Source organism: Paenibacillus sp. TY11, from assembly GCF_059772165.1.
This window is the reverse complement of sequence record NZ_JCBAIQ010000024.1, coordinates 1-22,287: the sequence shown is the minus strand read 5'-3', so window position 1 is coordinate 22,287 and position 22,287 is coordinate 1. Positions and strand designations below refer to the sequence as shown.

Genomic DNA, 22,287 nt, shown 5'->3' with positions numbered 1-22,287 from the left:
TGAAATTCAGCTGATATGCCCATTTAAAAAATCCCCGTAGAAAGGAAGGATAGGATGTCAGAAACCATTGTTGTTGAAGCAGGTACCAAAGCAGGAACAGATGCGGTGATCCGGGCTTCCTGGTTTCCCGCTAAAAATACAGCCAAAAGCCTGCTCATCATCGCTCATGGCTACAAAGGATTTAAGGATTGGGGCATGTTCCCCTATATAGCAGAAGCATTGAGTATGGATAACCATGTTGTGACCTTCAACTTTTCACATAATGGCATAGGTGAGGATCTGGAGAATTTTACCGAGCTGGAAAAGTTCGCACGCAACACCTATAGCCGCGAACAAGAGGATTTGGAACTATTGCTATCCAATCTGAGAGCACGCCACGAATTCAGAGAATTGCCGTTGTTTCTGTTAGGACATAGCCGAGGCGCGGGAAGCTGCTTCGTATACGCTCTGGATCATCCCGGCGAGATTGCTGGTGTCATTTCTTGGAATGGCGTGACAGATTTGGACTTGTTTACTTTACCTCAAAAAGAAGAAATGCGCGCTAAGGGGCGCAGCTATGTGCAAAACGCCAGAACCGGGCAACAGCTTCCGCTGGATGCTGTCATTCTGGACGACCTGGAGCAAAATCGCCAGCGTTTTGCCATTGTAGACAGGCTTGCCAACAGCCAGCTCCCAGCCGTACTTATCCAGGGAACCGAAGACTCCAAACGTCTACGGGAAGGCTCTGCCTTGCTCACATCCGTTCGTCCCGACATTGAGTGGGTACAAATTCAAGGCGGCAATCATACCTTCAATACCGTTCATCCATTCCAGGGAGGCAGTCTTCCACTGGATCAGGCGATTACCGAAACCCGCCGCTTCATTGAGTGGATCACCACTTAGACTATAGCTCCTTCAATACAAACGGCGATCCGCCGGGCGGATCGCCGCATTTATTTACTTCAGGATTTTGCAAAATTCGATTCCAGTCGCTCCAAGTGCAATATATAGACGAACTAGACCATTTCGATCTATATATTGTTTATTGAAAATCGCTTATTGGATTTTTGCAAAATCCTCACTTGAGCATTTTACAATTCCATAATGATTAATGCTTAAACTCCTGGGATGCTTGTCCGCTTATGTGCTGTACGTGTGAAGAAGCTTTCCAGCTTTTCGCGTGCCGCCGGGTCAATTTCCTTACCTTCCAGGTAGTCGCTGTTTGCTTCGTAGGAGATTCCCAGTTCTTTTTCATCCGTCTGGCCTTCCCACAATCCTGCTGTAGGCGCTTTGTCCAAAATGGCCTGCGGAACTCCAAGATAGCTGGCCAGCAAACGCACCTGACGTTTGTTCAGCGTGCTAAGCGGCGTAATATCGACCGCACCATCGCCCCATTTGGTATAAAAGCCTGTGATGGCTTCTGAAGCATGATCTGTACCGACGACGAGCAGATTCAGCTCATTCGCAAGCGCGTACTGGACCACCATACGTGTTCTTGCCTTTACATTCCCTCTCACTTGCGGAGTAATGGAACGCTCAAGACCGATATCCTTTAACGTATGCTCCACTTCCACGGCAACCTTGTCCACGGCTTCCTTAATATTCGTTTCCCCGGCATATTTCAGGTCGAACGCTTTGGCAACCGCGTAGCTATGCTCGATATCTTCTTGTTGACCGTATGGTTGGAATACACCCAGCGTTTTATATTCTTCCCCTTGCTCCTGCGTCAGCTCATCTGTAGCCTGCTTGCACAAAGCGGCTGCTACGGCACTGTCAATTCCGCCACTGATGGCGATCAACAGCCCTTTGCTTCCCGTTTTCGTTACATACGACTTGAGGAAATCCACACGCTTACGGACCTCCGCCTCTACGTTAATCGTAGGCTGTACTCCCAATTCAGCAATAATCTGTTCCTGCAAACTCATCAGATAAGCACCTCTTTTTTAGGAATTTCCTTCACAAGCCAACATGCAAAAGCCCCGGCAAGTTTCGCAGGCGAAAAATGCGGGGCATAGCTTGAGCAGTCTTACCGGCAAAAACGGTCAAATGCACTGGTCAAATCAGCAGCGATTTGATCTGCAGAACGATCCTCCACCTGGTGACGCTCAATGAAGTGTACCAGTTCGCCGTCTTTCAACAGCGCGATGGAAGGGGAAGATGGCGGATACGGTGCGAAAAATTCGCGAGCCTTCGCCGTTGCTTCCTTGTCCTGTCCAGCAAAAACTGTATACAGATGGTCCGGCGTAATATCATGCTTCAGCGCTTCAGCCACACCCGGGCGGCATTGGCCTGCGGCACAACCGCATACCGAGTTCACAACAACCAGCACTGTACCTTTAGCATCAGGCAGCTTGGCCTCCACATCTTCTGGAGTACGCAGTTCCTGAATCCCAAGATTCGTCAGTTCATCGCGCATCGGCTGAACTGAATCTCTCATATATTGATCGAAAGACATAGACATATTCTTTCACTCCTTTTCGAAAAATCATGTATACTACGTTTCTAATTTCATCCTTTGCCGTAGTAAAGGCATGGACATCTAATCCTCATTATACAATCTTTTTCACGTAATTTGCAAAAATCCGGCTATATATTTTCACAATTATTTCTGTATCGAATTCATGGCAGGAGGCTCAGAATGATCCCGGTAAGTCGGAATGGTTCTGCGTAATCGGACTTTAAACTGCGTGCCCATTCCCTCCACCGAATCTACGGCAATCGTACCGTGGTGACGTTCCACTATACTTTGACATAAGGCCAGACCCAGACCTGTACCTTTCGTTTTGGTTGTGTAAAAAGGCTGGAACAGCTTTTCAAGCTGTTTTTGCGGAATTCCCGGACCTGTATCTTTTACTTCCAGTTCCACGAAATCCCCTTCCTCATGAGTAGAAATGGTTAGCACCCCCTTTTCCCCCATAGCTTCCATCGCATTACGCGATAGATTAAGCAGTAATTGCTTCATTTCCTTAGGGTTCAAATGCAACATCGTCACATGATCCTCCAGCTTCAGCTCAATCGTCTGCCCCCTCAAGTTCGCATCTGCCCACAATAAAGGCGTCAGTTCGCGAATAATATCATGCAGATGACATTGCTCCTTCTCGACAATCCGATTCTGGGCCAGTGAAAGAAAATCGTTAATAATCCCATTCGCCCGATCCAGTTCCTCCATCACAATACGGTAGTAATGGCCTAGGGAATCTGGACTTTTTTCACGCATAAGCTGTAAAAACCCGCGCACAACCGCCATCGGATTACGTATTTCATGAGTAATGCCCGCTGCCATCTGTCCGACCAGACTGAGCCTCTCGAAATTGCCTAGCTCACTGCGCAGCGTCTCCAGCTCTGTAATATCCTGCAAGGCGATAATGACGCCTGTCGTTTGGTTAACATGTTTATCCCGAATAGGAAGGAAACTTGAGAAGAATACTTTGGGAGTAACATGGATAAAATCAGCACCCGCCTCTCCTTCTAATGCTTTCGCAACTCGTTCGTTGACCACAGGAGAAGCGCTAAAACCACCGTACAACGAGGTCAATGGACGACCTACTACCTCAGGCAGCGTAATGTAGGGATCGAAGTCCCGATAGAGTTCCAGCATCGTTTTGTTCATATGTATAACTCGTTCTTCGCTGTCCAGAGTAACAAGAGATAACGGCATCAGATCCATGACTTGACGCAGCTTATCCACTTCAATTAAGTATTTGCTCGTAAACTCGGTCACATCACGCCGCAGCGCCAGCTTCTCAAAGGCATTATGCATCAGACTCACGACCATAAAACTTGCCAGCACACCTACTGCAATATTCCAAAACGTTGTAAATAAGTCAGGAATGTATACGGAAATATCCTGTTTGCCCCACAGTAGCGGGAATAACGCCTTAAACAGCATATCAGCCACAACATATGCAGAAATCAGAAGCTTTTTGTCCAACAATGTTCCTCTTTGAAAAAACTTGACATGCAGTAACATAAAAGGAAAAAGGATAAAACCAGTGCCCACATACATCGGGGACATTTCTGTCGACTGGGCTATCATCAGGACACCCGTCAGTGCGGAAGCGGCGAGCACGAAGGCAGTACGTCGTCTACCGTACATGATGCCAACTGCAAGGGGAATAATACCCAGATTGGAAGGTAGACCATATGGAGACTGATATTGAAAGAGTGAACATAGCAATATGGCTGGCAAGCAACACAAGTAAAGTATTCCTTGATTAGGTCCAGGGAGTAGATTGCCTGCCCAAACCTTTTTCTTATCCCCATAATCCGTTAATATAGAGAAAAAACCCGCCGATATAACGGCAAGGAGAATCTGGAGCACACTTTCCTTCAACGCAATTAACAAGGACTTTTCCCCCTCATCATCTTTCCTTGACGCCGTTAGTTGAATTAAAGCACAGGCTACAATATATTACAATATATGTGTTAAAATCCCGGTGTAGAACGACAAAATCTGCTAAATACCGGATGTATATAAAAGAACCGTTTTTACGTGTTTCAAATTCCTGGAAAATGAAAGATATACGTGCTTACTGTGCTCAAAGGCTATCTAAAGCGACGGTATTACGATATGATGAAAAACCTGTTACGCCATTCTGAATTTTTTGAAAATTTGTCGACGAAAAGGAAGAGGTCTATGACTTACGACGTTATTGTAATCGGAGGCGGCTCAGCCGGATTAATGGCCGCTGCTGCTGCCAGCGGTGAGGGCGCCAAGGTGCTTTTACTAGAAAAGGGAAATAAACTCGGGAGAAAGCTCGGGATCTCCGGTGGAGGACGTTGCAATGTCACGAATGCAAAAGAGCTGGACGAACTAATTCGGCATATTCCCGGCAATGGCCGTTTTCTGCACAGTGCGCTGGCAGCTTTCGGCAATCGGGATATCATCGCCTTTTTTGAACAGCTGGGTATAGCCTTAAAGGAAGAAGACAACGGGCGTATGTTTCCAGTGACAGACAAAGCCAAAACAGTTGTCGATGCTTTGATCAACAAGGTACGCTCTCAAGGAGTCGAGATTCGGACAAGCTGCCCTGTTCAAGAGGTTATTTACAAAGAAGGTCATACGGCTGGCGTGCGGCTGCGTTCCGGTGAAATCCTACGTAGCCGTAACGTCATTGTAGCCGTCGGTGGCAAGTCCGTCCCGCATACAGGCTCGGAAGGTGACGGCTATGCGTGGGCAGAGCAAGCGGGGCATACCATTACAGAGCTGTATCCAACAGAGGTTCCGTTGACGTCAGGCGAGACGTTCATCCAGACGAAAGAGCTTCAGGGACTATCCTTACGCGACATCAGCCTGACCGTATGGAATGCGAAGCAAAAGAAAGTTGTCGTCCATGAAGGAGATATGATTTTTACACATTTCGGTCTATCTGGCCCAACCGCTTTGCGGTGCAGTCAGTTTGTCGTTAAAGGGATGAAAAAGGATAAGGTAAACACGGTGTTGGTTACTCTCGATTTGCAGCCTCGCAAGCATGCCGATGAAGTCTACCGCGAAACGCTGGAATTGGCATCGGCCGATGCTAAAAAAGCGATCAAAAACGTGCTTAAGCCTTATTTACCGGAACGCTTGATTCCATTGTTGCTCCAGCAAGCCGAGTTGCGCGAGGACTTGACATATGATCATATTCCCAAGCAACAATGGCAAGAACTTGCCCACCGAATCAAGGCGTTTCCAATTCGTGTGAACGGTACGCTCTCTCTGAAGGAAGCATTTGTTACCGGGGGCGGTGTGAATTTGAAAGAAATTAATCCGAAAACAATGGAGTCCAAGCTGATGCCTGGATTGTTCTTCTGTGGTGAGATTCTGGATATTCACGGTTACACCGGTGGTTATAATATTACAGCGGCGTTTACGACAGGGCATACAGCAGGAACCCAAGCGGCTTTAAACGAGATGCTGTAAGAGTGTGGAGACACTACGCGTAGGCTTTGATCTTACGATCGCTGTCGCTTCTCCAGATTCAAATCCTCCGCTTCGCTGCATACCACCACTGCATCCTCGTTTTTTGGGGAAGATAGGAAAGGGGAATGAAAAAGACTTAAATCAGTTGTATTGCTGATTTAAGTCTTTTTTGGGTTTATGGCGTATTGAACAAGATCCATCTTGTTTTGACGTTTGCCGCTATTCCTAAACCTCAATAATGATAGGTAAAATCATGGGTCTTCTCTTGGTCTGACTGTAAATAAACCCACCCACATCATCTTTTAGCATCTGCTTAATCAGACCCCACTGACTCATTTCGGTTTCTGTTAATTCGTTCACTGTGGACATGATCGTTTCGTGGATTTGTTTCATGAGATCTTCGGAATCCCTAACATATACAAATCCCCTTGAAATGACCTCGGGGGTTGCGAGCATTTGTTTCTCGTTTTTACTCAAAGTCATCACAATAATCAGCATTCCGTCTGAAGAAAGTTTTTTGCGGTCTCGCAGTACAATGTTACCTACGTCACCTGTCACCAGCCCATCGACCAGACTATTCCCAGATGGTACTTTGGGACCGAGGGATGCCCTTCCTTCTTCGATTTGAATGGTCTCCCCGTTACGGACGATGAATACATTTTCCATAGGAATTCCCACAGACTCTGCAAGCTGACGATGACGATACAGCATTCTAAATTCACCATGTATAGGAACTAAGTACTGTGGTTTCATCAAAGTCATCATTAATTTTAACTCTTCTTGACTGCCATGACCGGATACGTGCATCCCTGTGGCGCTGCCTGATCCATAAATAACCTGTGCACCCAGCACATACAAATTGTCAATCACCTGGGAAAGATTCCGCTCATTCCCGGGTATAGCTCCCGCGGCTATGATGACAGTATCACCGGGCAAAATTTCGATTTTGGGATGCAAGGAATTGGCTAGACGGGACAGTGCGGCCATTGGCTCGCCCTGACTTCCTGTACATAAAACTGCGATTTCTTCTGCGGGAAACCGCTCTGTTTCTCCCGGCTCTATCAACAAGTCCTCAGGCATGTGCAAAAAGCCCAGCTCCTTAGCCACCGATACCACATTTACCATGCTGCGTCCGAGTAAAACCAGTTTTCGGCCTGTTTCTACTGCTGCGTCAATGACTTGCTGGACACGGTTCACATTGGAAGCAAACGTGGAGATAAATACTTGCTGCTTTGCTCTGGCGAATGCATCCAGAATATGCCCGCCAACCAAACGTTCTGAAGGAGTAAATCCCGGTCTTTCCGCGTTTGTACTTTCGGAGAGAAGCACTTTAACCCCTTTTTTTCCGATTTCCGCCATCCGATGAAGATCCGGAAAAGGTCCGCTTACGGGAGACATATCAAATTTGAAGTCACCGGTATGGACCACATTTCCTTCCGGTGTCTGAAAAAAGACGCCCAGGCAATCCGGGATGCTGTGGACGGTGGTGAAAAAAGATGCCTGGATCGTGCCTATATCGATGGTTGAATTCGCATCTATAAGATGAAGCTCAGCATCACGCAAAAGGCCGTGCTCTTTTAGCTTAATCTTAAGCAATTCGATGGTGAGCTTTGTCCCGAATACGGGAATATTGATCTGCTTCAGCAAATAAGGAATGCCCCCGATGTGGTCCTCATGTCCATGAGTCACGATGAGCGCTCTGACTTTATCCTGATTTTCCAGCAAATAGGTGACATCCGGTACAATGAGGTCAATACCAGGCAAATTTTCATCAGGAAACTTGGAGCCACAATCGATAACGACAATATCCTGATCGTATTGGATGAAATACATGTTTTTCCCGATTTCATTCACACCGCCTAGAGCAGCAATGAGTAATCTATTATCAGCAAGCATCAAGTTTATTTCCTCCTTAGGAAAATGCTATCCATATTATTCATTTTCCCCGCAAACTTATGCACCATACAGGGAAAGAAGTGAACAAAAAAACCCTTGTCTCTAAAAGACAGGGGTTCTGTGCTTGATTTATTAGATACCCACCGCAGCCGAAATAGCAGCAAAAATAGCAGCAACCAGCCACAGGATCGGGAATAGCTTGAAAATTACCTTCAGCCACTGTCCAAAGCTGATCCGGGCAATGGCCAATCCCGCCAGCAGTACTCCGCCCGTCGGTGAAATGAGATTGGTTAACCCGTTACCGAATTGGTACGCTGTGACTACTGCTTCACGATTGATGCCTACAAGATCGCCAAGCGGTGCAAGTACAGGCATGGTTAGTGCAGCTTCCCCCGAAGAAGAGGGTACCAGGAAAGTAATAATATTATGCGCAACCAACATAATGGTGGTGAACAAGTAACTTGGCAATCCTTCTAGGATGCCTGCGAGTGCATTCAATACGGTATCGATAATCATACCCTGCTCGGCGATGATCAGAATTCCGCGGGCGAGACCTATGATCACTGCAGCATAGATAAATTCTCCACACCCTTTTACAAAATTCTCAGCTATTTCCTTCTGACTCATTTTAGTAACTACCCCGACAAAAATACCGAGCGCGAAGAAAAGAGCGCCGATTTCAGTCATATACCAGCCTTTGGCCAAAATTCCCCAGACAATTGCTCCAAGCGTTACAATAAACCCACCTATAATTAATTTGTCCCGAAACGTGAAGACGACGTCCTCACCTGTATTTTCTTTTATAAAATGCTCGCGGTTTATAATATCACTCTGAAACACAATGGACTTCTCGGGATTTCGCTTAACCCGGTGCGCATACCACATCGTAAAGGCAATAGAAATCATAGTAAATACAAGCCATTCAATAAATCTCAGCCAAAGCTGAGGATTCCCCTCCACTCCTGCTATCCCTTGGGCAATCAATACTGAAAATGGATTAACAGTCGAACCGACATACCCAATTTGCGTTCCCAGAAATAGAATAAGAATAGCAGTCATAGAATCGAAACCCAGGGCAAACATTAACGGAATAAAAATCGCATAAAGCGGAATAATTTCTTCACTCATCCCAAAGGTAGAGCCTCCGAGACTGAATATAACCATGGCAATTGGAATAAGCAGAATCCCCTTATTCTTCAACCGTCTGGCAAGAGCTGTCAGGGCACGGTCAATGGCTCCCGTCTGCAGTATAATCCCGAAGGAGCCGCCCACAATAAGGACAAAAGAGACCACATCGGCGGCATTGATAATCCCCTCAATAGGAGCGCTTAGGATTTGGGGGAGTCCCTGCCTTAGATCACCATTCTCACCAGTTTTGGGTACAGTGTGATAAGTTCCCGAAACGATCGCCGTTTTGGTCACACCGTTCACTGTCACTTCATGACGCTCAAATTGTCCGCTGGGCACAATCCATGTCAATACGGCGACTGTAATAATAATTAAAAATATTAATGTATAGCTATGGGGCAAGGATAACTTCCATTTCTTTTTCTCGATGTTCATGTTTATCCCTCATTCCAAGAATGGTTATAAGTAACCTTCCCTCCCATAATGGTCAGTATCACTTGGGCATCCCTGATATCACCAGCGGATGCTTTAAGGAGGTTGCGGTCAAAAACGGCGATGTCAGCATATTTCCCAGCCTCCAGCGTACCTGTGACCTCTTCCATATAACAATGTCTGGCTCCATTAATGGTCCATGCCTTTAAAACTTCGGATGGCGGCATCCCGCAATCGGGATACCAGCCTCCAGCAGGTGATCGGTCCGGAAATAACCGATGAGAAGCTGAGTACAGTGAATCGGGAACACTGGTGATAAATAAGGGCAGATCAGTCCCAATGGTTATCGGCACGTTAGCTTCCAGCATGGATTTATAATTATAAAATCGGTTTTCATTATCTTTGCCTACCACAACAGGCATATAAGACTCTTCATAGGAAGGATTCAGCAGCAGGATTTGGGCGTAGACTTCGGCAAAAATTTCGTTCTCGCCCATTCTGATTAGATCATCTGGATGAGGATACTCTATATCACTGATAGAATGCCTGATATGGTTATTACCTTGCTGCTCGCGGCATTTTTCAATCATGGATACCGCTTGGCGAATCGCAGCATCACCTTCTGCAGTTAGGCAGCATTTGATACCTTGGCTGTCCGCTTCCAGCACAGAGGCTTCAATCTTTTTGTAGTCAACCGTCCTCAAAGTCGTTACTCCCGGCATATCTGCGTAAGGTTCCAGCATGTCCCCCGTATGATCTGCTACGACACCGTCAAGCATCAGCTTGTATCCTTGGAAGCGAATGAGGTCTCCATTATAAAGGGCTTTGTATTTGATACCGGTGGCAATATCAAGCGGTTCAACGACCGGTTCAAGCGAAAAATGAAATCTGAGCGGCAGTTCACCCGTTTCTTTCAATTCTTCTAGAATCGGCAGCAGCTCGCTATGCTGGTCAAAGCCAATATCTTTTATGGAAGTAACTCCTCGTGCAGCCAGCACGCGGCAAAACTCCATAAACTCTTGTTTGACAAGGCTGTGGTCCTGCATCATAGCTTGGAGCAGCAAAGCGCGTGCCTCAGCACTGCATTGATCCGGCGAAAATTGATATTTCTCCTGAGCCAATCGGTTCATCCAGCAGTAGTTTTTATTTAGGTTAATGGCAATTACCGCCCGATCAGGGAACAAGTCGTCCAACAAGCTTTGCTCAGGCAGGCTGCCCCAACTTTCTTCGCTCCATCCGTAAGCGGTTACATCTTTCCCTGGCGGAAGGTTGTTTGCCGCTTGTAGCATGAATTCCACTGCTTCTTCGATCGAGGCTGTATGAGTCAAATCCACGCCTCGATGCATCGACATATATCCGGTAAAAAATACATGGTTGTCATGAATTCCTGGCATGATAAAGGCATCACCCAAATCATAGACAACTGTTTCCGCTCCTATCCAAGCTTGTGCTTCTTCGGGTCGCCCCACTCCCGCAATACGTTCTCTTTGCAGTGCAATAAACCCAGGCGAAGCTTCATTTTCCAAGCCATTAAAAATAGCATTGGACAGTAGAACTTTGTCCGCTAATGTGTCATTCTTCCCCTGCACAGTTCCACCACCTCATTATTTATCCGCCTAATAACACAACATAACGTAACATAACGTTATAATACTGCTTCTGCTTCCCCTCATCGGGTTGAAGCAGAAGCTGACCGTACCTGAATAACCTTGCATAACAGGCAACGGATTATATTGAGAATTGATAACGGTCTCCGATGATGTACTGCTTACCTACATGAACCGGGCTTCCATGCTGATCATAAATAATCGTATGCATGTAGAACAACGCCTGCCCGATGGCCGTCTCCAGCAGCTTTGCCTGGTATTCATCCGCCAAAGTGATTTGTAATATCGTCTCTCCTGGTTGGTTAGGATCGATGCTGTATTTATGACGCAGCAGTTCGTATACAGACCCCTCCAACTGCTCTTCCATTAGAAAAGCAAATCGGTCATAAGGATAATAATTATTCTCCAGCATTAGCGGTTGATCACCGGCGTATCTTTTGCGCTGAATATATAGCACTTTTTCGCCTTGTGACAGCTGTAACTGATGTGCAATTTCCTCATCCGCTTCTACGATTTCACGTTCTGTGACCACACTGTGTGAAGCGAGGCCGTTGGATTTGCAGGCAGCCGTAAAGCTGATGACATGTTCAATCTTCCGTCCAATTTTGGGTACATTGACAAAGGTACCTTTTCCTTGGCGTTTGGTCAGATAACCTTCATCAACCAATTCGGCAATTGCTTTTCTTACGGTAATTCGACTTACATTGTAGGTCTCGCTTAGCTCAGTTTCGGTCGGTATACGGCTTCCCTGCGTAAATGTTCCATTATGAATAGCGGTTTTGACCGCTTTTTGTAATTGAATATATAATGGCTCTGCTTGGTCTGAATTCAACATAATGTGCCCTCACTTGTCATATAACGTTATATTACTCCCACTTAGAGTATCAAATGTTACATATTCTTACAAGTGAAGATATTCGAAAATAATTTGTTAGTAACGGACGCCGTATCCGAAAGAACCTTCTATCAGACAGCTCTGGGCGGCAACCCTCGAGCCTTCTGCCATAGCGTCCTGAATATTACCGTTTTTCAAAAAGCTCAGTAAAAAGGCGGTTATATATGAATCTCCTGCCCCCATGGTATCCACAGCGTCAACGGAATCCGGCATTTGAAAATAGAACTTAGTCCCATCATAGGCGATAGACCTGTCACCGCCGCGTGTGGCTACCAGAATTTGCCCCTCTTTTTTTCGATTGGAGCGGATATAGTTCTGTGTCTCTTCATCCGTCATATGGCTGCAAGAGAAGAAAGCGAAATCGGCATGCGCAATATATTGCTCCACCTGTGCATCTGCGAAATCATCCGAAAAGTCAAAAGAAAGGGGGATTCCCAGCGTCTCCAATTCAGGTAGCAGGTGCCCTGTATGACTGTACAAGCCGGTGTGAATAAGGTCGAATCCGCCAAGGTAGGCCTTGTCATCTTCGCTCAGCTCCAGCGGATGGAGACGTGTAACTCCTCCCTCATTGCTGCCCAGAAATACTCGGTCTCCGTCTTCCAGGGTTACACGTGCGCAGCCGTTCTCACCGCTGTGATATCTGCACCGTGAAATGTCGATGTCAAGCTCACGGAGGATGTGTTCTACATGCTGTGCTTCGTTATCGTCTCCGAATACTCCTATAAAGGCAGCATCTATGCCCGCTTTTTTGGCAAACACACTGAAGTTAAGCGCATTGCCGCCAGGGTACATCATGCGCAGATGAACATATTTATCTACCACATTATCGCCAATGCCTAGTACTTTCATGATGGTTTCCTCCTGTTGGTAAGTGCACTTAGTAAGCTACTTTGCCCATATAACGGCGAGTTTCCAGTGGGTGATTGCGTACATTTGCGAGTGCTTCACGATAAACACATACAATGCTGTAAAATAAAACCGGATTAAAAAACTCTACGACCTCGTCGGCAATGGTTCCGATTCCAAGCTCCTTCGCATCGATCACTTCCACTTTCTCGGCATATTGATTCAGGAAAGTCCGTGCCCGCTCATCCAGCGCCCGTGTGCGTCCTTCGTTGATCATCAGGATAAATGGAGTTTCCTTATCCGTTACTTCAAACGGGCCATGGAAGAATTCACCGGAGTGGATAGAAGCCGCATGAAGCCACTGCATTTCCATCAGCGAGCAGATGGCAAATCCGTAGGCATGTCCATAAGAAGCTCCGCTGGTCAGGATATAAAAGAGATCTTCATTGCGATATTTGTCAGCGAATACACTGGCACGCGGTTCAACTTGCATTTTTGCCCGGTTAATAATTCCATTGATTGCCCCCAAGCCGTTCTGGAAAGCTTGGTAATGAACATAGCCTTCAGCGATTTGAAGCAGCTCAACAGTAAGTTCCAAAATAATAGCCATCGGGTTATTTTTGACATCGCTCTCATCTCCCCACTCGTAGAGGAATGAATAATCGGAATAGTTGAGCAGTGTCGCTTCACTATTGTGGGTTAAGCCGATGGTATAAGCGCCTTTCTCATTGGCTGATTTAGCAGCCGCAACCGATTCCGGCGTATTTCCTCCATGGGAGCAAACGATGACTACTGAGTTTTCACCTAACCGTTTTGGGAGCGCATGCACAAATTCATTCGCCGTATACATCCCTGCTACCAGTTTCTTTGCTTCACTATCCAGAAAATATTTTGAGGGGTACATATCGACTAGTGAGCCCCCGCAGGCTACTAAATAAACTTCAGAAATCTCCCCACTCGCTTGTTCATAAATCGTCTGAACCGTCTGATGTACATTCATTGTTATCTCTCCTTTTGTATAACGTTATATAACGTATTGTTTACGAGATAAATATAAGCGCTTTCAATAAAAGTGTCAAGCCCAATTATTCGGTTAAATAAACTTTTTTTATAACCTGTCATTAAAAAAGCTCTAATCCTTTTGTGCACGGAATTAGAGCTCCTTTTTGGATTTAATTCATTGGTAGTGTTGGCAATAACGAGGCTACCCCTACAATATACGTACAAAAAAATGGTCTAACAAATGGGTTTGTCCGAATAAACTAAAATAGACAAAAACATAACATCCAATAAATACTTAAGGAGGAAAAACAGCATTAATACAATTATCGGATATGTTTTTCTTGGTCTTTCACTTTCGGCCCCCATCGGACCGATCAATGCCGCACAGTTGGATCGAGGTATTAAGAATGGGTTTTGGCACGCCTGGTTTATCGGGCTTGGTGCAATAACCGCAGATATAATTTATATGCTGCTAGTCTATTTGGGAATGATCCACCTTCTTAATGCCCCGTTTGTCAAAGCATTTTTATGGATGTTTGGTTTTTTCGTACTTGTGTATACAGGTATTGAAAGCATTAAAAATGCAGGCGTGATTTCAGAATCCGAATTAAGGGGAAGTGGTAGTACATTAACTAACTCATTTGTGTCGGGCTTCCTAATGTCATTATTTAATCCACTTTCCATCCTTTTCTGGCTTGGCATTTACGGATCAATACTGGCAAACGTCGCTAATACATATCCAGTACAACAGCTATTGATCTATAGCGGAGCCATTATATTAGGCGTACTGCTCTGGGATGTGACCATGGCTGCAGCTTCAAGTATTTTCCGTAGATTTCTAAAAGCTAGTGTACTTAAGGCCATCTCATGGCTATCCGGATTATCTCTTATTGGTTTTGGCTTTTATTTTGGTGTACAGGCATTGCAATTACTATTTTTCCACTAATACCTCGTAATACCTCTCGGCTTTGACATGATTACTTGGATGCGTTCGTATGCTTTCGACGAACCCGTTGTACAATGAAGTCACATATTGCAATCAACAAGACAAGTAGTAAGCTGATATAAAAACCTGGGCGGCTAAGTTTATGAAAAAAAGATCCGACCACGGCTATAGCTATCAACAATAATCCGATCCAGCGCTTAGTGTTACTTGATTTGCTCGACTCCAGTAACTTGCCTGAAGATAGCAAAATAAAGCACCAGTTATACAGCAGCATTAAACCCGCTGCAGTTGTGATATATTCATATACTTTTCCCGGCAACAGCAATGACAACACGATTGCTGCGATTAATCCAACGGAGATCAAACTAAGTGCATAAAGAGGATATTTATCCTTCCACTTCCGTGAAAACAGTGTGGGCGCATCTCCTTCCTGTGCAAGGGTAATCATCATAGAAGTCTCTGCGTATAGAGATGCTGTCATCGTTGAGAACCCAGCAATAATAAGCACTCCGTTAAATAAATGAGGCACAAAGGCCAGATGGTCGCTGCTGAGCGCAAGCACAAAAGGACTTTCCTTCGGATTAAAGGCACTTAATGGTACCATAGACACAGCCAGCCCAATAGAAAGCACATACACCGCAGCCAGCGTAATCAGCATCACTTTTCCGGCTTTGGGTGCTTCCTCCGGATTTTGAAGTCGGTTAGACATAATTCCGAGCACTTCAATACCTCCGTATGCATAAAAGGCAAAGATAAAAGATGACCATAATCCCATGCCACCGGTTGGGAAAAAGTCTTTGTAACTGATGGGGAACTTCGGATTATATTTTCCTCCTCCAATCCAGCCTGCCAAAAGAGCAACCGCTAAGACCAGAAACATAACAATAGCCGCTATCTTAATGATGGCCAATACATTTTCAACACGATCAAAACCCTTATTGCCAAAAAAAATAATCACAAGCCCTAAGATCCCAAAGCCTGCCGCAAATATCCACATCGGTACCCCAGGGAACCAAAAGCGTGAAAATATAGATAGTGCGGTTAGTTGACTCCCATTAATAAGCAGCTCCGAGAACCAATATACCCAACCGCTGCCGAAACCTGCCCAATTTCCAAATGCTTTTTGGGCATAGGAACGGAAAGAACCCTGTTCTGGATGATCTGCCGTCATTCGCGAAAGGGCATCAAACACGACATACGTTCCAACCGCTGCCAAAAAGTATGCAATCAGCACGGCTGGGCCACCAATGGAAATCGCTAAGCCGGACCCGAGGAAATATCCTGTTCCAATAGTACCTGCAACCCCTAACAAGCTAAGCTGCCACCATTTTAATTTTTGATCTTTTTGCTTACGATCCGAAGACTTACCCATAAAGAGAATCACCCTATTCCTGAATTTGAGAACGAGTTCTCCGTTTTAAGATTGCCGATTTCACCATATTTCATGTGGAGCATGACTTTCTTTATCAATAAAGAAGCACCAGCAAACCCGGTCAAGGTTTACTAGTGCTTTTTAATATATAAAACTGGCCAAGGCCATTTGAAAATAAGTCGTTAATTGGGTTATGTGAAGCTCGAACTATCAAACTTTGGGTAAAGAAAGGGCCTTGTCTGCATTTTGAATATCCATTTGTATTTGCTGCTCCGGGTCATAAGCGTTATAGTAACCATTGTTCTTCATGTAATTAAAGATTTGTTCATGAAGATTAACAGCTTTGTTCAATTGATCACAAAGAACGTTTCGAACTTCCGAGCTGGTTGACTCTGTCAGCGCAAGAGCGTAGTTCTTAATTCCACTTTTAGCTGCAATTAACAAATCAGAAGCAATCACCTGATCCGTCATTCCGCTCATTCCAGTCATGTTTTCAATAATAGAATTCACGTTAATCCTCCTTTAAATTACACCAGCAGATTTTTAAGCTGTTGAATATCTTGTGTGCCGCCATTGACATCCTGCTGCAAAATATTTTTTAAGTTTGTGTCTGATACCAAAGGAATCATGGTTTGACTTTTTGTGAGGCAAGTCGTTTTAAACGTAAGCAGCTCATGTAATTCCAATTTTTCGTGAACTCCTAATTTTTGCAAGGTCAAGACCTCCTTTCTGAAAATTGTTATTCCCTGCTGTCGCCGCTATTTATGCATGACCTAAGCAACACCTAATATTTCACAGAACGCGAACTCATCCCAAAAAAATGCCATTAATCAAAAAAAAATCGAGGATATAAAAAGAACAGTCATCAATTAAAAACAACCCAATATATGAGTAAAAGCTCCTTCAAGACCACGATATCAATGGTTTTGAAGAAGCTTTTTATTCCAAAATGAGCGGCACTGTAATGGGAAGTCAGATATGGATGCTGCCGGAAAAGCCATCCACTTCATCCTCCGGTTGTTGATCAGAGCTCACGTTATGCTCCTCGATCGTATTGGCATATGTTTGGGAGGAACCATTTTTATATGCTTCACTCCAATCTTCGTTGATGATGTGAGCGGGAATAATCCAATCATCTGGACTATAGCCCGGATTTTGTGCGCCGTCACTTCTCTGCAGACCCGTAATTGTGCCCGAGTCGGAAGTGAGATTCCCTGTCTCAATCATGGCCCCTTCATAGGCTTGGCAAATCTCCAGTGCAGACAGTATATCCTGGTTTTCAATATGAACACTCAAACCCGTATCACCGTTCGTGCTGGCCGAGTATCCGACTTCTTTTAATGTTTCACAGGCTTGGACAGCCTGCTGCGGATCACGAAATTGAAAATGGAAGGAACCTGTATCCATGTGCCTCATCTCCTCTGTGGTACCTTATTTGGTAATTTAGGTTCATGCTATTTTTAATATATCCAACCGGGAACATATTTTTACATTCAAATCCTTTATTTTTCAAAAATTTACTTTAAAGCTTTGAAATTAAATAGTTAAAAAAGCAGCTACTGTGACAAATCGCATGTTTTCCCTGCGTAAATCCCTTTATGCTAGTAACAAGGGTATGGTTGCCCGGTCATCCGAGCCGAGCGGTCAAAGGATGCCCAAATCCATACATAAAGGCGGAATGAAGATGATAGATTACCGAACATTGGTGACACAGCAATCCATGCATTTATATAGCGTGTTTGCCAAGTCATTCAAAAGTGTAAACGAACATGCGGTTGCTGGCATCAAAACGGTGGGCTTCAACCCAACGGCCTTCGCTGTGATGGAAGTTTTGTATCACAAGGGCGCGCAGCCGATCCAGCAAATTGGAGCGAAGCTGCTATTGCAAAGCGGAAATGTCACTTATGTTATCGACAAGCTGGAGAGCCGCGGCTATTTGCACCGTCACCCGTGTGACCAGGATCGTCGGATTATATATGCAGAATTGACGGACGAAGGACAACGCGTCATGGACGAAATTTACCCTGACTATACACGTCAGATTGAACGCGCCTTTAGCGGAATCAGCGAAACCGAAAGAGATCAACTCATCGGCTTGCTCAAAAAATTGGGCCGCAGCGCTGATAATCTGTCACCTTATCACAAATAGAATGAATAGTAATTTTAGCAAATGATCGTTTGTGAAGAAACGAACAATCTTATAGCTGTGCTAAAAGAAAATTAAATTTACACCAGAAAAGTCCACTCTTTTATAATAGGGTGGACTTTTTATGTACCTGTAAAGGTGAAAATTATACATAAATCACAGAGGAAATATTGATTAATATTTTTTTGATTCGAGAAATTTTTTTTATCAATTTAATAATAAAATTCGTTGTGTGGTGGGGGAATTTAGTTTTGCATAAAACGCTGCCTAATATAAAAACAAAAAAGACTAGCCAAAAAGCTGGAGGATTAAGTTTTCATACTTCTGCTGGTTTCTATAATTCTAAATTGAAGGAGGATATTACATGAAAAGTACAGGTATGAAACGTCCCTAGATACGTTAGGCCGAATCGTGATTCCTAAAGAAATGGCACCTCTATGGAGATTGAGATTGGCGATCCTTTAGAATTTTATATGGACGTTGAAACAGTTTTATGGACAGTATTTCTCAGTTAAAAAAATTATTATAGGGTATCGTTCGGAGATCCTGATTCACTTGTTTTCCGAACAATCAAACCACCAAAAAAAATGCCTGGCATAAATAAGCAGACATTTCATCCTCATGTATTTGTGGTATAATGGATATAAATAAGAGTAGCCGCGATGTTAGCGCATCACGGCTACCCGGACAAAGGCCGATGGGCAACCACGGCGAGAGATTCATATCGAAATGAAAAACCACCGGTTAGGGAGCCAACCTATCGCCGGTGGTTTTTCTTGTCTTTACGTGTTTTTTTCTGTTTTCCACTGCCAAGCAAAGTCTTCATGCCAGCAAAAATGCCAACCACTTTTAGCAGCACATCCAGAATTTTCACCAAAAGATCAAGTAACACAGCGTCACCCCCTTTCGGGTAGCTTCGCCGTGTCATTCCCCACCGGTTCCCTTGTCCCACTCATTATAGCATATCTTGGAATCCTGCTGAATCAGTAGAGTTCATAGTCTTTCAAGAATGCGGCACTATCCGTTGAAACCTATTTGGTTAAATTCGTCTATCTTAAAACGACTTAAGGCTGGTGTTGGATACGTTGAAAAAGGCAAGAAAACGGCAGAATATCTCTGGGATTCTCCTGCACAGCGACCAAGGATTCCAATATACCTCTCGCCAATATCATAACCTGCTCAAACGATACGATATCCGAGCCAGCATGTCCCGAAAAGGAAACTGTTGGAACAATGCATGTATGGAAAACTTCTTCAGCCATTTTAAAACAGAGTGTTTTTATCATCACTCCTTTCATTCGCCAAAGCAAGTGAAGCACGCTGTACAACAGTACATACATTTCTACAACCATGAACGTTTTCAAAAGAGACTAAACAACCTAAGTCCCTACGAATACAAGACTCAGGCTGCTTAAATATGGCTTTTTAATAACTGGCTACTTGACAGGGGTCACTTCATTATATGGGCGTTCTTTTTTAATTTGAAGGGGATAATATACAAACTCATCTAAAAAACAGCCTCATTAAAAGTAGAATAACAATTGTTTGCTTGTGATTGACTGGATTAATGAAATAAACAAACCAATAAAAAAATCGTTAAATTAACTGTACAAAAGATGCTTTTTTCGACTCCCGCTTTTTTAAACAATGTGCCATAACTAAAAATTAACAGAAAAGCACTCATAGAGACAAATAACAGCGTTATGATTAAAATTATTGCAAAGAGGTTTTCTTCCCCAATAAGATCAGGAGCCGAATATTTACCCATAAAAAATCCAATATAATAAATACAAGTAGACACCATCATGATTTGATAAGGTAGCAATAATGCCAAAATAAAATGAATAAGGAAACTGAGATATAAATATATTTTGTTCATTTATCTCCTTTTCGGTTGCGGTTCAGTTGGTTAAACTCTTGTATCTCGTTTGTTGAGTATACTTCACCGTTGATGCTCTGCTTAAGTGAAGTATGGAAAGTGATCACACATAAAATGAGTTAACGTATCCTTCAAATTCCTATGCCGTTTCATATATTGGAACAAGATATCCGAGGTGAGTACGGTTTTAGAATCTTCGATACTAATAGTCCAGCACGATGGCTCCTCAGGATTATAACTAAATTCCCTAACGATGCCGTATGCTACACCTAGCTCGTCAATCATCTTGTGTAAAATCTGATGGATCTCATCAGTCACTTGATCGATATTAATATCACTCTGTTCCTGATCCTTTTCCTCATTCCAGTCGCTCATTGGATATAACCCCCAGGCATTGATAACTTTATTACATTACGACGAAAATACGGATTGCCTTTTTCAGTTGGCTTATTTTCATTCAAAAAACGAACATGATCCAAATGGCTTCAGAACACGAACAATTGAGCCGTGGAAAATGCCAGGCGCAAGTAGCGCTAAAAAAGACGTTCCGGTTTTCCCAGAAACGCCTTTATTCATTCGCCTTATTAGACACTCTTTTTGGCTATAAAAAACTTCCTGAATAGTAAAGGAGACAAGATCAGCAAAATCCCTATCAACAAAAAAATGGAGCCGTACAAATAGAGATAAAAATCTTGGGCCGGAATTAACATACCCATCTTGTAAATGGATTCACCACGGCCACGGGTCGTAAGAATATCAATCGCCTGCTCAGTTACAATTAGACCAGCGATTATCATAATAAAAAATACTACTGCTCTTTTCAAATTCCACTCACCTCCCTCTATAAGATAGTATAGCTGTAAAAGCTAGTAAAGAAGAAAAAAACAGGCTCCGGCACTCATATAGTTGCCTAAATATGTATACAGCTTTTTTAGGGAATTTCATGTAAATATTGATACGAAATCTATTATTATTCGATAGAAGGAATAATCTATGAAAAAGAACAAAATATTTTTTGCATCAACCTTGTCTGTTAGTTTGTTGGGAGCTGTTGCCGTGTTGAGTGCGATCTTTGCAAGTTCAAATGTAACAGATTCTGCAAATACATTCACTACTGCGACCCAAGATGCTGGTACAACAACTACTAGTGACCATGTCATAACTCTTCGAAAATCAAGAGATGTTTTTAATGACACGTTCAACAGAAAAGATCCAGTATCACGCTTTAAATTAGATCCTGGATACGGGCGTCTAAAAATTCTTGTGAAAAATACAGGTGATTCAACCATTACTTTTAGCCTGGTGCATACAGACAGTAGAAAATTATATATTACTAAGACTATTGGCGCTCATAGCAGTTTGAACTGGGATAGCTTAGATTCTTTTTCACAAGGGTTACGCTCGGGAAATTATGAAATACAATGGAGAGCTGACGGCGACATTGTGCATGTCACAACATGGGGTGTGTCAGGAACTGATTCTGCAAATACCTCCACTACTGCGATCCAAGATGCTGGTACAACAACTACTAATGACCATGTCATTACTCCTCAGAGCTTGGGAAATTCTTTTAACTTTGCTTTGGGAGGAAGTGCAACTGCACCAGGTAGCTTTGAGGTTCCTAAGGGTTTTGGGCATGTGAAATTGCGCATTAGAAACTATGCTAATGCTCCGGTTGATTTTACTTTAGAGCACAACGATTCTAGTAAAGTGTATGTTGACGACCAGACAATCAGAAAAAACAGTGAAACTGTTTGGAGAAGTATTGATGGCGGAATTTCGGACGGTATGCGTTCTGGACGATATACAATTCAGTTCCGCGGTGGTTCAAACAAAGTTAATGTGGAAGTATGGGGCGTAGCTAGTTCCCTGCCTTCAGAAACAAAATAATAGCTGAACAAAACAAAGAAGCTCCAGACCGATGAAGGTCTGGAGCTTCTTTGTTTTGTTTCTCAAGGTCACGTCGTAAGATCGATCCGGGCAGAACCAACCTCTCATCACTCGATCTCTATTCACCCTGCCGATGAATATAACCTTTCACAAAAATATGACCCAACTGAAGCCGTTTTAATGAATACACATTAAGTCAAAAAGGGTGTCTGATAATCAGACACCCTTTTTAACATTTACGAAAGGTTATCGGGATGACACGATTTGAACATGCGACCCCCTGGTCCCAAACCAGGTGCTCTACCAAGCTGAGCTACATCCCGAAATAGATGCCGGTGAGAGGACTCGAACCTCCACGGTTTCCCTC

Annotated in this window: 22 protein-coding genes and 1 tRNA gene; 6 read left to right on the top strand and 17 right to left on the bottom strand. The window is 43.9% G+C overall.

The features are described from left to right. The first annotated feature begins 54 nt into the window (after positions 1-54). Positions 55-882 carry an alpha/beta hydrolase family protein gene (locus AC6EJC_RS22200; protein WP_444955828.1) on the top strand — a complete coding sequence of 276 codons (828 nt, stop codon included), beginning with the start codon at positions 55-57 and terminating at the stop codon, positions 880-882. Between the two features lie 212 nt (positions 883-1,094). Here AC6EJC_RS22200 and nadE read toward each other — a convergent pair whose 3' ends face one another. From nadE to AC6EJC_RS22185, 3 genes are all read right to left on the bottom strand, one after another. Then, entirely contained in the window at positions 1,095-1,904 is an 810-nt protein-coding gene (gene nadE / locus AC6EJC_RS22195; RefSeq protein ID WP_444955827.1) for an NAD(+) synthase, read from the bottom strand. Between the two features lie 101 nt (positions 1,905-2,005). Beyond that, positions 2,006-2,440 carry a BrxA/BrxB family bacilliredoxin gene (locus tag AC6EJC_RS22190; RefSeq protein WP_444955826.1) on the bottom strand — a complete coding sequence of 145 codons (435 nt, stop codon included), beginning with the start codon at positions 2,438-2,440 and terminating at the stop codon, positions 2,006-2,008. Between the two features lie 141 nt (positions 2,441-2,581). Beyond that, positions 2,582-4,324, bottom strand: coding sequence for a two-component system sensor histidine kinase NtrB (locus tag AC6EJC_RS22185; RefSeq protein WP_444955825.1), 1,743 nt, complete (start codon positions 4,322-4,324; stop codon positions 2,582-2,584). 291 nt (positions 4,325-4,615) lie between these two features. On the opposite strand from AC6EJC_RS22185, the gene AC6EJC_RS22180 reads away from it, so the two are divergent. Further along, positions 4,616-5,881, top strand: coding sequence for a BaiN/RdsA family NAD(P)/FAD-dependent oxidoreductase (locus AC6EJC_RS22180; RefSeq protein ID WP_444955824.1), 1,266 nt, complete (start codon positions 4,616-4,618; stop codon positions 5,879-5,881). Between the two features lie 225 nt (positions 5,882-6,106). Here AC6EJC_RS22180 and AC6EJC_RS22175 read toward each other — a convergent pair whose 3' ends face one another. The 6 genes from AC6EJC_RS22175 to AC6EJC_RS22150 all read right to left on the bottom strand — a co-directional run bounded on the left by AC6EJC_RS22175 (position 6,107) and on the right by AC6EJC_RS22150 (position 13,685). Further along, positions 6,107-7,777, bottom strand: a complete 1,671-nt coding sequence (locus AC6EJC_RS22175) for a ribonuclease J (protein ID WP_348625242.1) — start codon at positions 7,775-7,777, stop codon at positions 6,107-6,109. A gap of 132 nt (positions 7,778-7,909) precedes the next feature. Further along, the gene (locus AC6EJC_RS22170; protein WP_444955823.1) at positions 7,910-9,340 is read right to left on the bottom strand and encodes a YfcC family protein; all 1,431 of its coding nucleotides are present in this window, start codon (positions 9,338-9,340) and stop codon (positions 7,910-7,912) included. 2 nt (positions 9,341-9,342) lie between these two features. Further along, the gene (locus tag AC6EJC_RS22165; protein WP_444955822.1) at positions 9,343-10,926 is read right to left on the bottom strand and encodes an amidohydrolase; all 1,584 of its coding nucleotides are present in this window, start codon (positions 10,924-10,926) and stop codon (positions 9,343-9,345) included. Positions 10,927-11,065: 139 nt separating this feature from the next. Further along, positions 11,066-11,779 carry a GntR family transcriptional regulator gene (locus AC6EJC_RS22160; protein WP_444955821.1) on the bottom strand — a complete coding sequence of 238 codons (714 nt, stop codon included), beginning with the start codon at positions 11,777-11,779 and terminating at the stop codon, positions 11,066-11,068. 96 nt (positions 11,780-11,875) lie between these two features. After that, on the bottom strand, positions 11,876-12,688 hold the full coding sequence (locus AC6EJC_RS22155) for a PfkB family carbohydrate kinase (RefSeq protein ID WP_444955820.1): 813 nt from the start codon (positions 12,686-12,688) through the stop codon (positions 11,876-11,878). Positions 12,689-12,716: 28 nt separating this feature from the next. Continuing rightward, a complete protein-coding gene (locus AC6EJC_RS22150; RefSeq protein ID WP_444955819.1) occupies positions 12,717-13,685 on the bottom strand; it encodes an SIS domain-containing protein in 969 nt (322 codons plus the stop codon). Positions 13,686-14,000: 315 nt separating this feature from the next. Between AC6EJC_RS22150 and AC6EJC_RS22145 the strand changes: the two genes are divergently transcribed. Next, positions 14,001-14,633 (top strand): LysE family transporter, encoded by a 633-nt coding sequence (locus tag AC6EJC_RS22145; protein WP_444955874.1) that lies wholly within the window; start codon positions 14,001-14,003, stop codon positions 14,631-14,633. A gap of 31 nt (positions 14,634-14,664) precedes the next feature. On the opposite strand, the gene AC6EJC_RS22140 is transcribed toward AC6EJC_RS22145, so the two are convergent. The 4 genes from AC6EJC_RS22140 to AC6EJC_RS22125 form a co-directional block, all read right to left on the bottom strand. Then, positions 14,665-16,005, bottom strand: a complete 1,341-nt coding sequence (locus AC6EJC_RS22140; protein ID WP_444955818.1) for an amino acid permease — start codon at positions 16,003-16,005, stop codon at positions 14,665-14,667. A 210-nt stretch (positions 16,006-16,215) separates the two neighbouring features. Beyond that, entirely contained in the window at positions 16,216-16,515 is a 300-nt protein-coding gene (locus tag AC6EJC_RS22135; protein WP_444955817.1) for a spore coat protein, read from the bottom strand. Positions 16,516-16,532: 17 nt separating this feature from the next. Next, entirely contained in the window at positions 16,533-16,718 is a 186-nt protein-coding gene (locus tag AC6EJC_RS22130) for a hypothetical protein (protein ID WP_025686022.1), read from the bottom strand. Positions 16,719-16,977: 259 nt separating this feature from the next. Beyond that, positions 16,978-17,412 (bottom strand): hypothetical protein, encoded by a 435-nt coding sequence (locus AC6EJC_RS22125; RefSeq protein WP_444955816.1) that lies wholly within the window; start codon positions 17,410-17,412, stop codon positions 16,978-16,980. Positions 17,413-17,689: 277 nt separating this feature from the next. Here AC6EJC_RS22125 and AC6EJC_RS22120 point away from each other — a divergent pair, with 277 nt between their 5' ends. Then, positions 17,690-18,154 carry a MarR family winged helix-turn-helix transcriptional regulator gene (locus AC6EJC_RS22120; protein ID WP_013369372.1) on the top strand — a complete coding sequence of 155 codons (465 nt, stop codon included), beginning with the start codon at positions 17,690-17,692 and terminating at the stop codon, positions 18,152-18,154. A gap of 754 nt (positions 18,155-18,908) precedes the next feature. On the opposite strand, the gene AC6EJC_RS22115 is transcribed toward AC6EJC_RS22120, so the two are convergent. Beyond that, positions 18,909-19,043, bottom strand: coding sequence for a hypothetical protein (locus tag AC6EJC_RS22115; protein ID WP_444955815.1), 135 nt, complete (start codon positions 19,041-19,043; stop codon positions 18,909-18,911). Between the two features lie 181 nt (positions 19,044-19,224). Between AC6EJC_RS22115 and AC6EJC_RS22110 the strand changes: the two genes are divergently transcribed. After that, positions 19,225-19,566 (top strand): IS3 family transposase, encoded by a 342-nt coding sequence (locus AC6EJC_RS22110; protein ID WP_444955814.1) that lies wholly within the window; start codon positions 19,225-19,227, stop codon positions 19,564-19,566. Between the two features lie 545 nt (positions 19,567-20,111). On the opposite strand, the gene AC6EJC_RS22105 is transcribed toward AC6EJC_RS22110, so the two are convergent. Continuing rightward, on the bottom strand, positions 20,112-20,405 hold the full coding sequence (locus tag AC6EJC_RS22105) for a hypothetical protein (RefSeq protein ID WP_444955813.1): 294 nt from the start codon (positions 20,403-20,405) through the stop codon (positions 20,112-20,114). 209 nt (positions 20,406-20,614) lie between these two features. After that, the gene (locus AC6EJC_RS22100; protein ID WP_444955812.1) at positions 20,615-20,854 is read right to left on the bottom strand and encodes a hypothetical protein; all 240 of its coding nucleotides are present in this window, start codon (positions 20,852-20,854) and stop codon (positions 20,615-20,617) included. Positions 20,855-21,023: 169 nt separating this feature from the next. Here AC6EJC_RS22100 and AC6EJC_RS22095 point away from each other — a divergent pair, with 169 nt between their 5' ends. Further along, positions 21,024-21,920 carry a hypothetical protein gene (locus tag AC6EJC_RS22095; RefSeq protein ID WP_444955811.1) on the top strand — a complete coding sequence of 299 codons (897 nt, stop codon included), beginning with the start codon at positions 21,024-21,026 and terminating at the stop codon, positions 21,918-21,920. A gap of 249 nt (positions 21,921-22,169) precedes the next feature. On the opposite strand, the gene AC6EJC_RS22090 is transcribed toward AC6EJC_RS22095, so the two are convergent. Further along, positions 22,170-22,243: transfer RNA gene (locus AC6EJC_RS22090), tRNA-Pro, on the bottom strand. Positions 22,244-22,287: the final 44 nt, after the last annotated feature.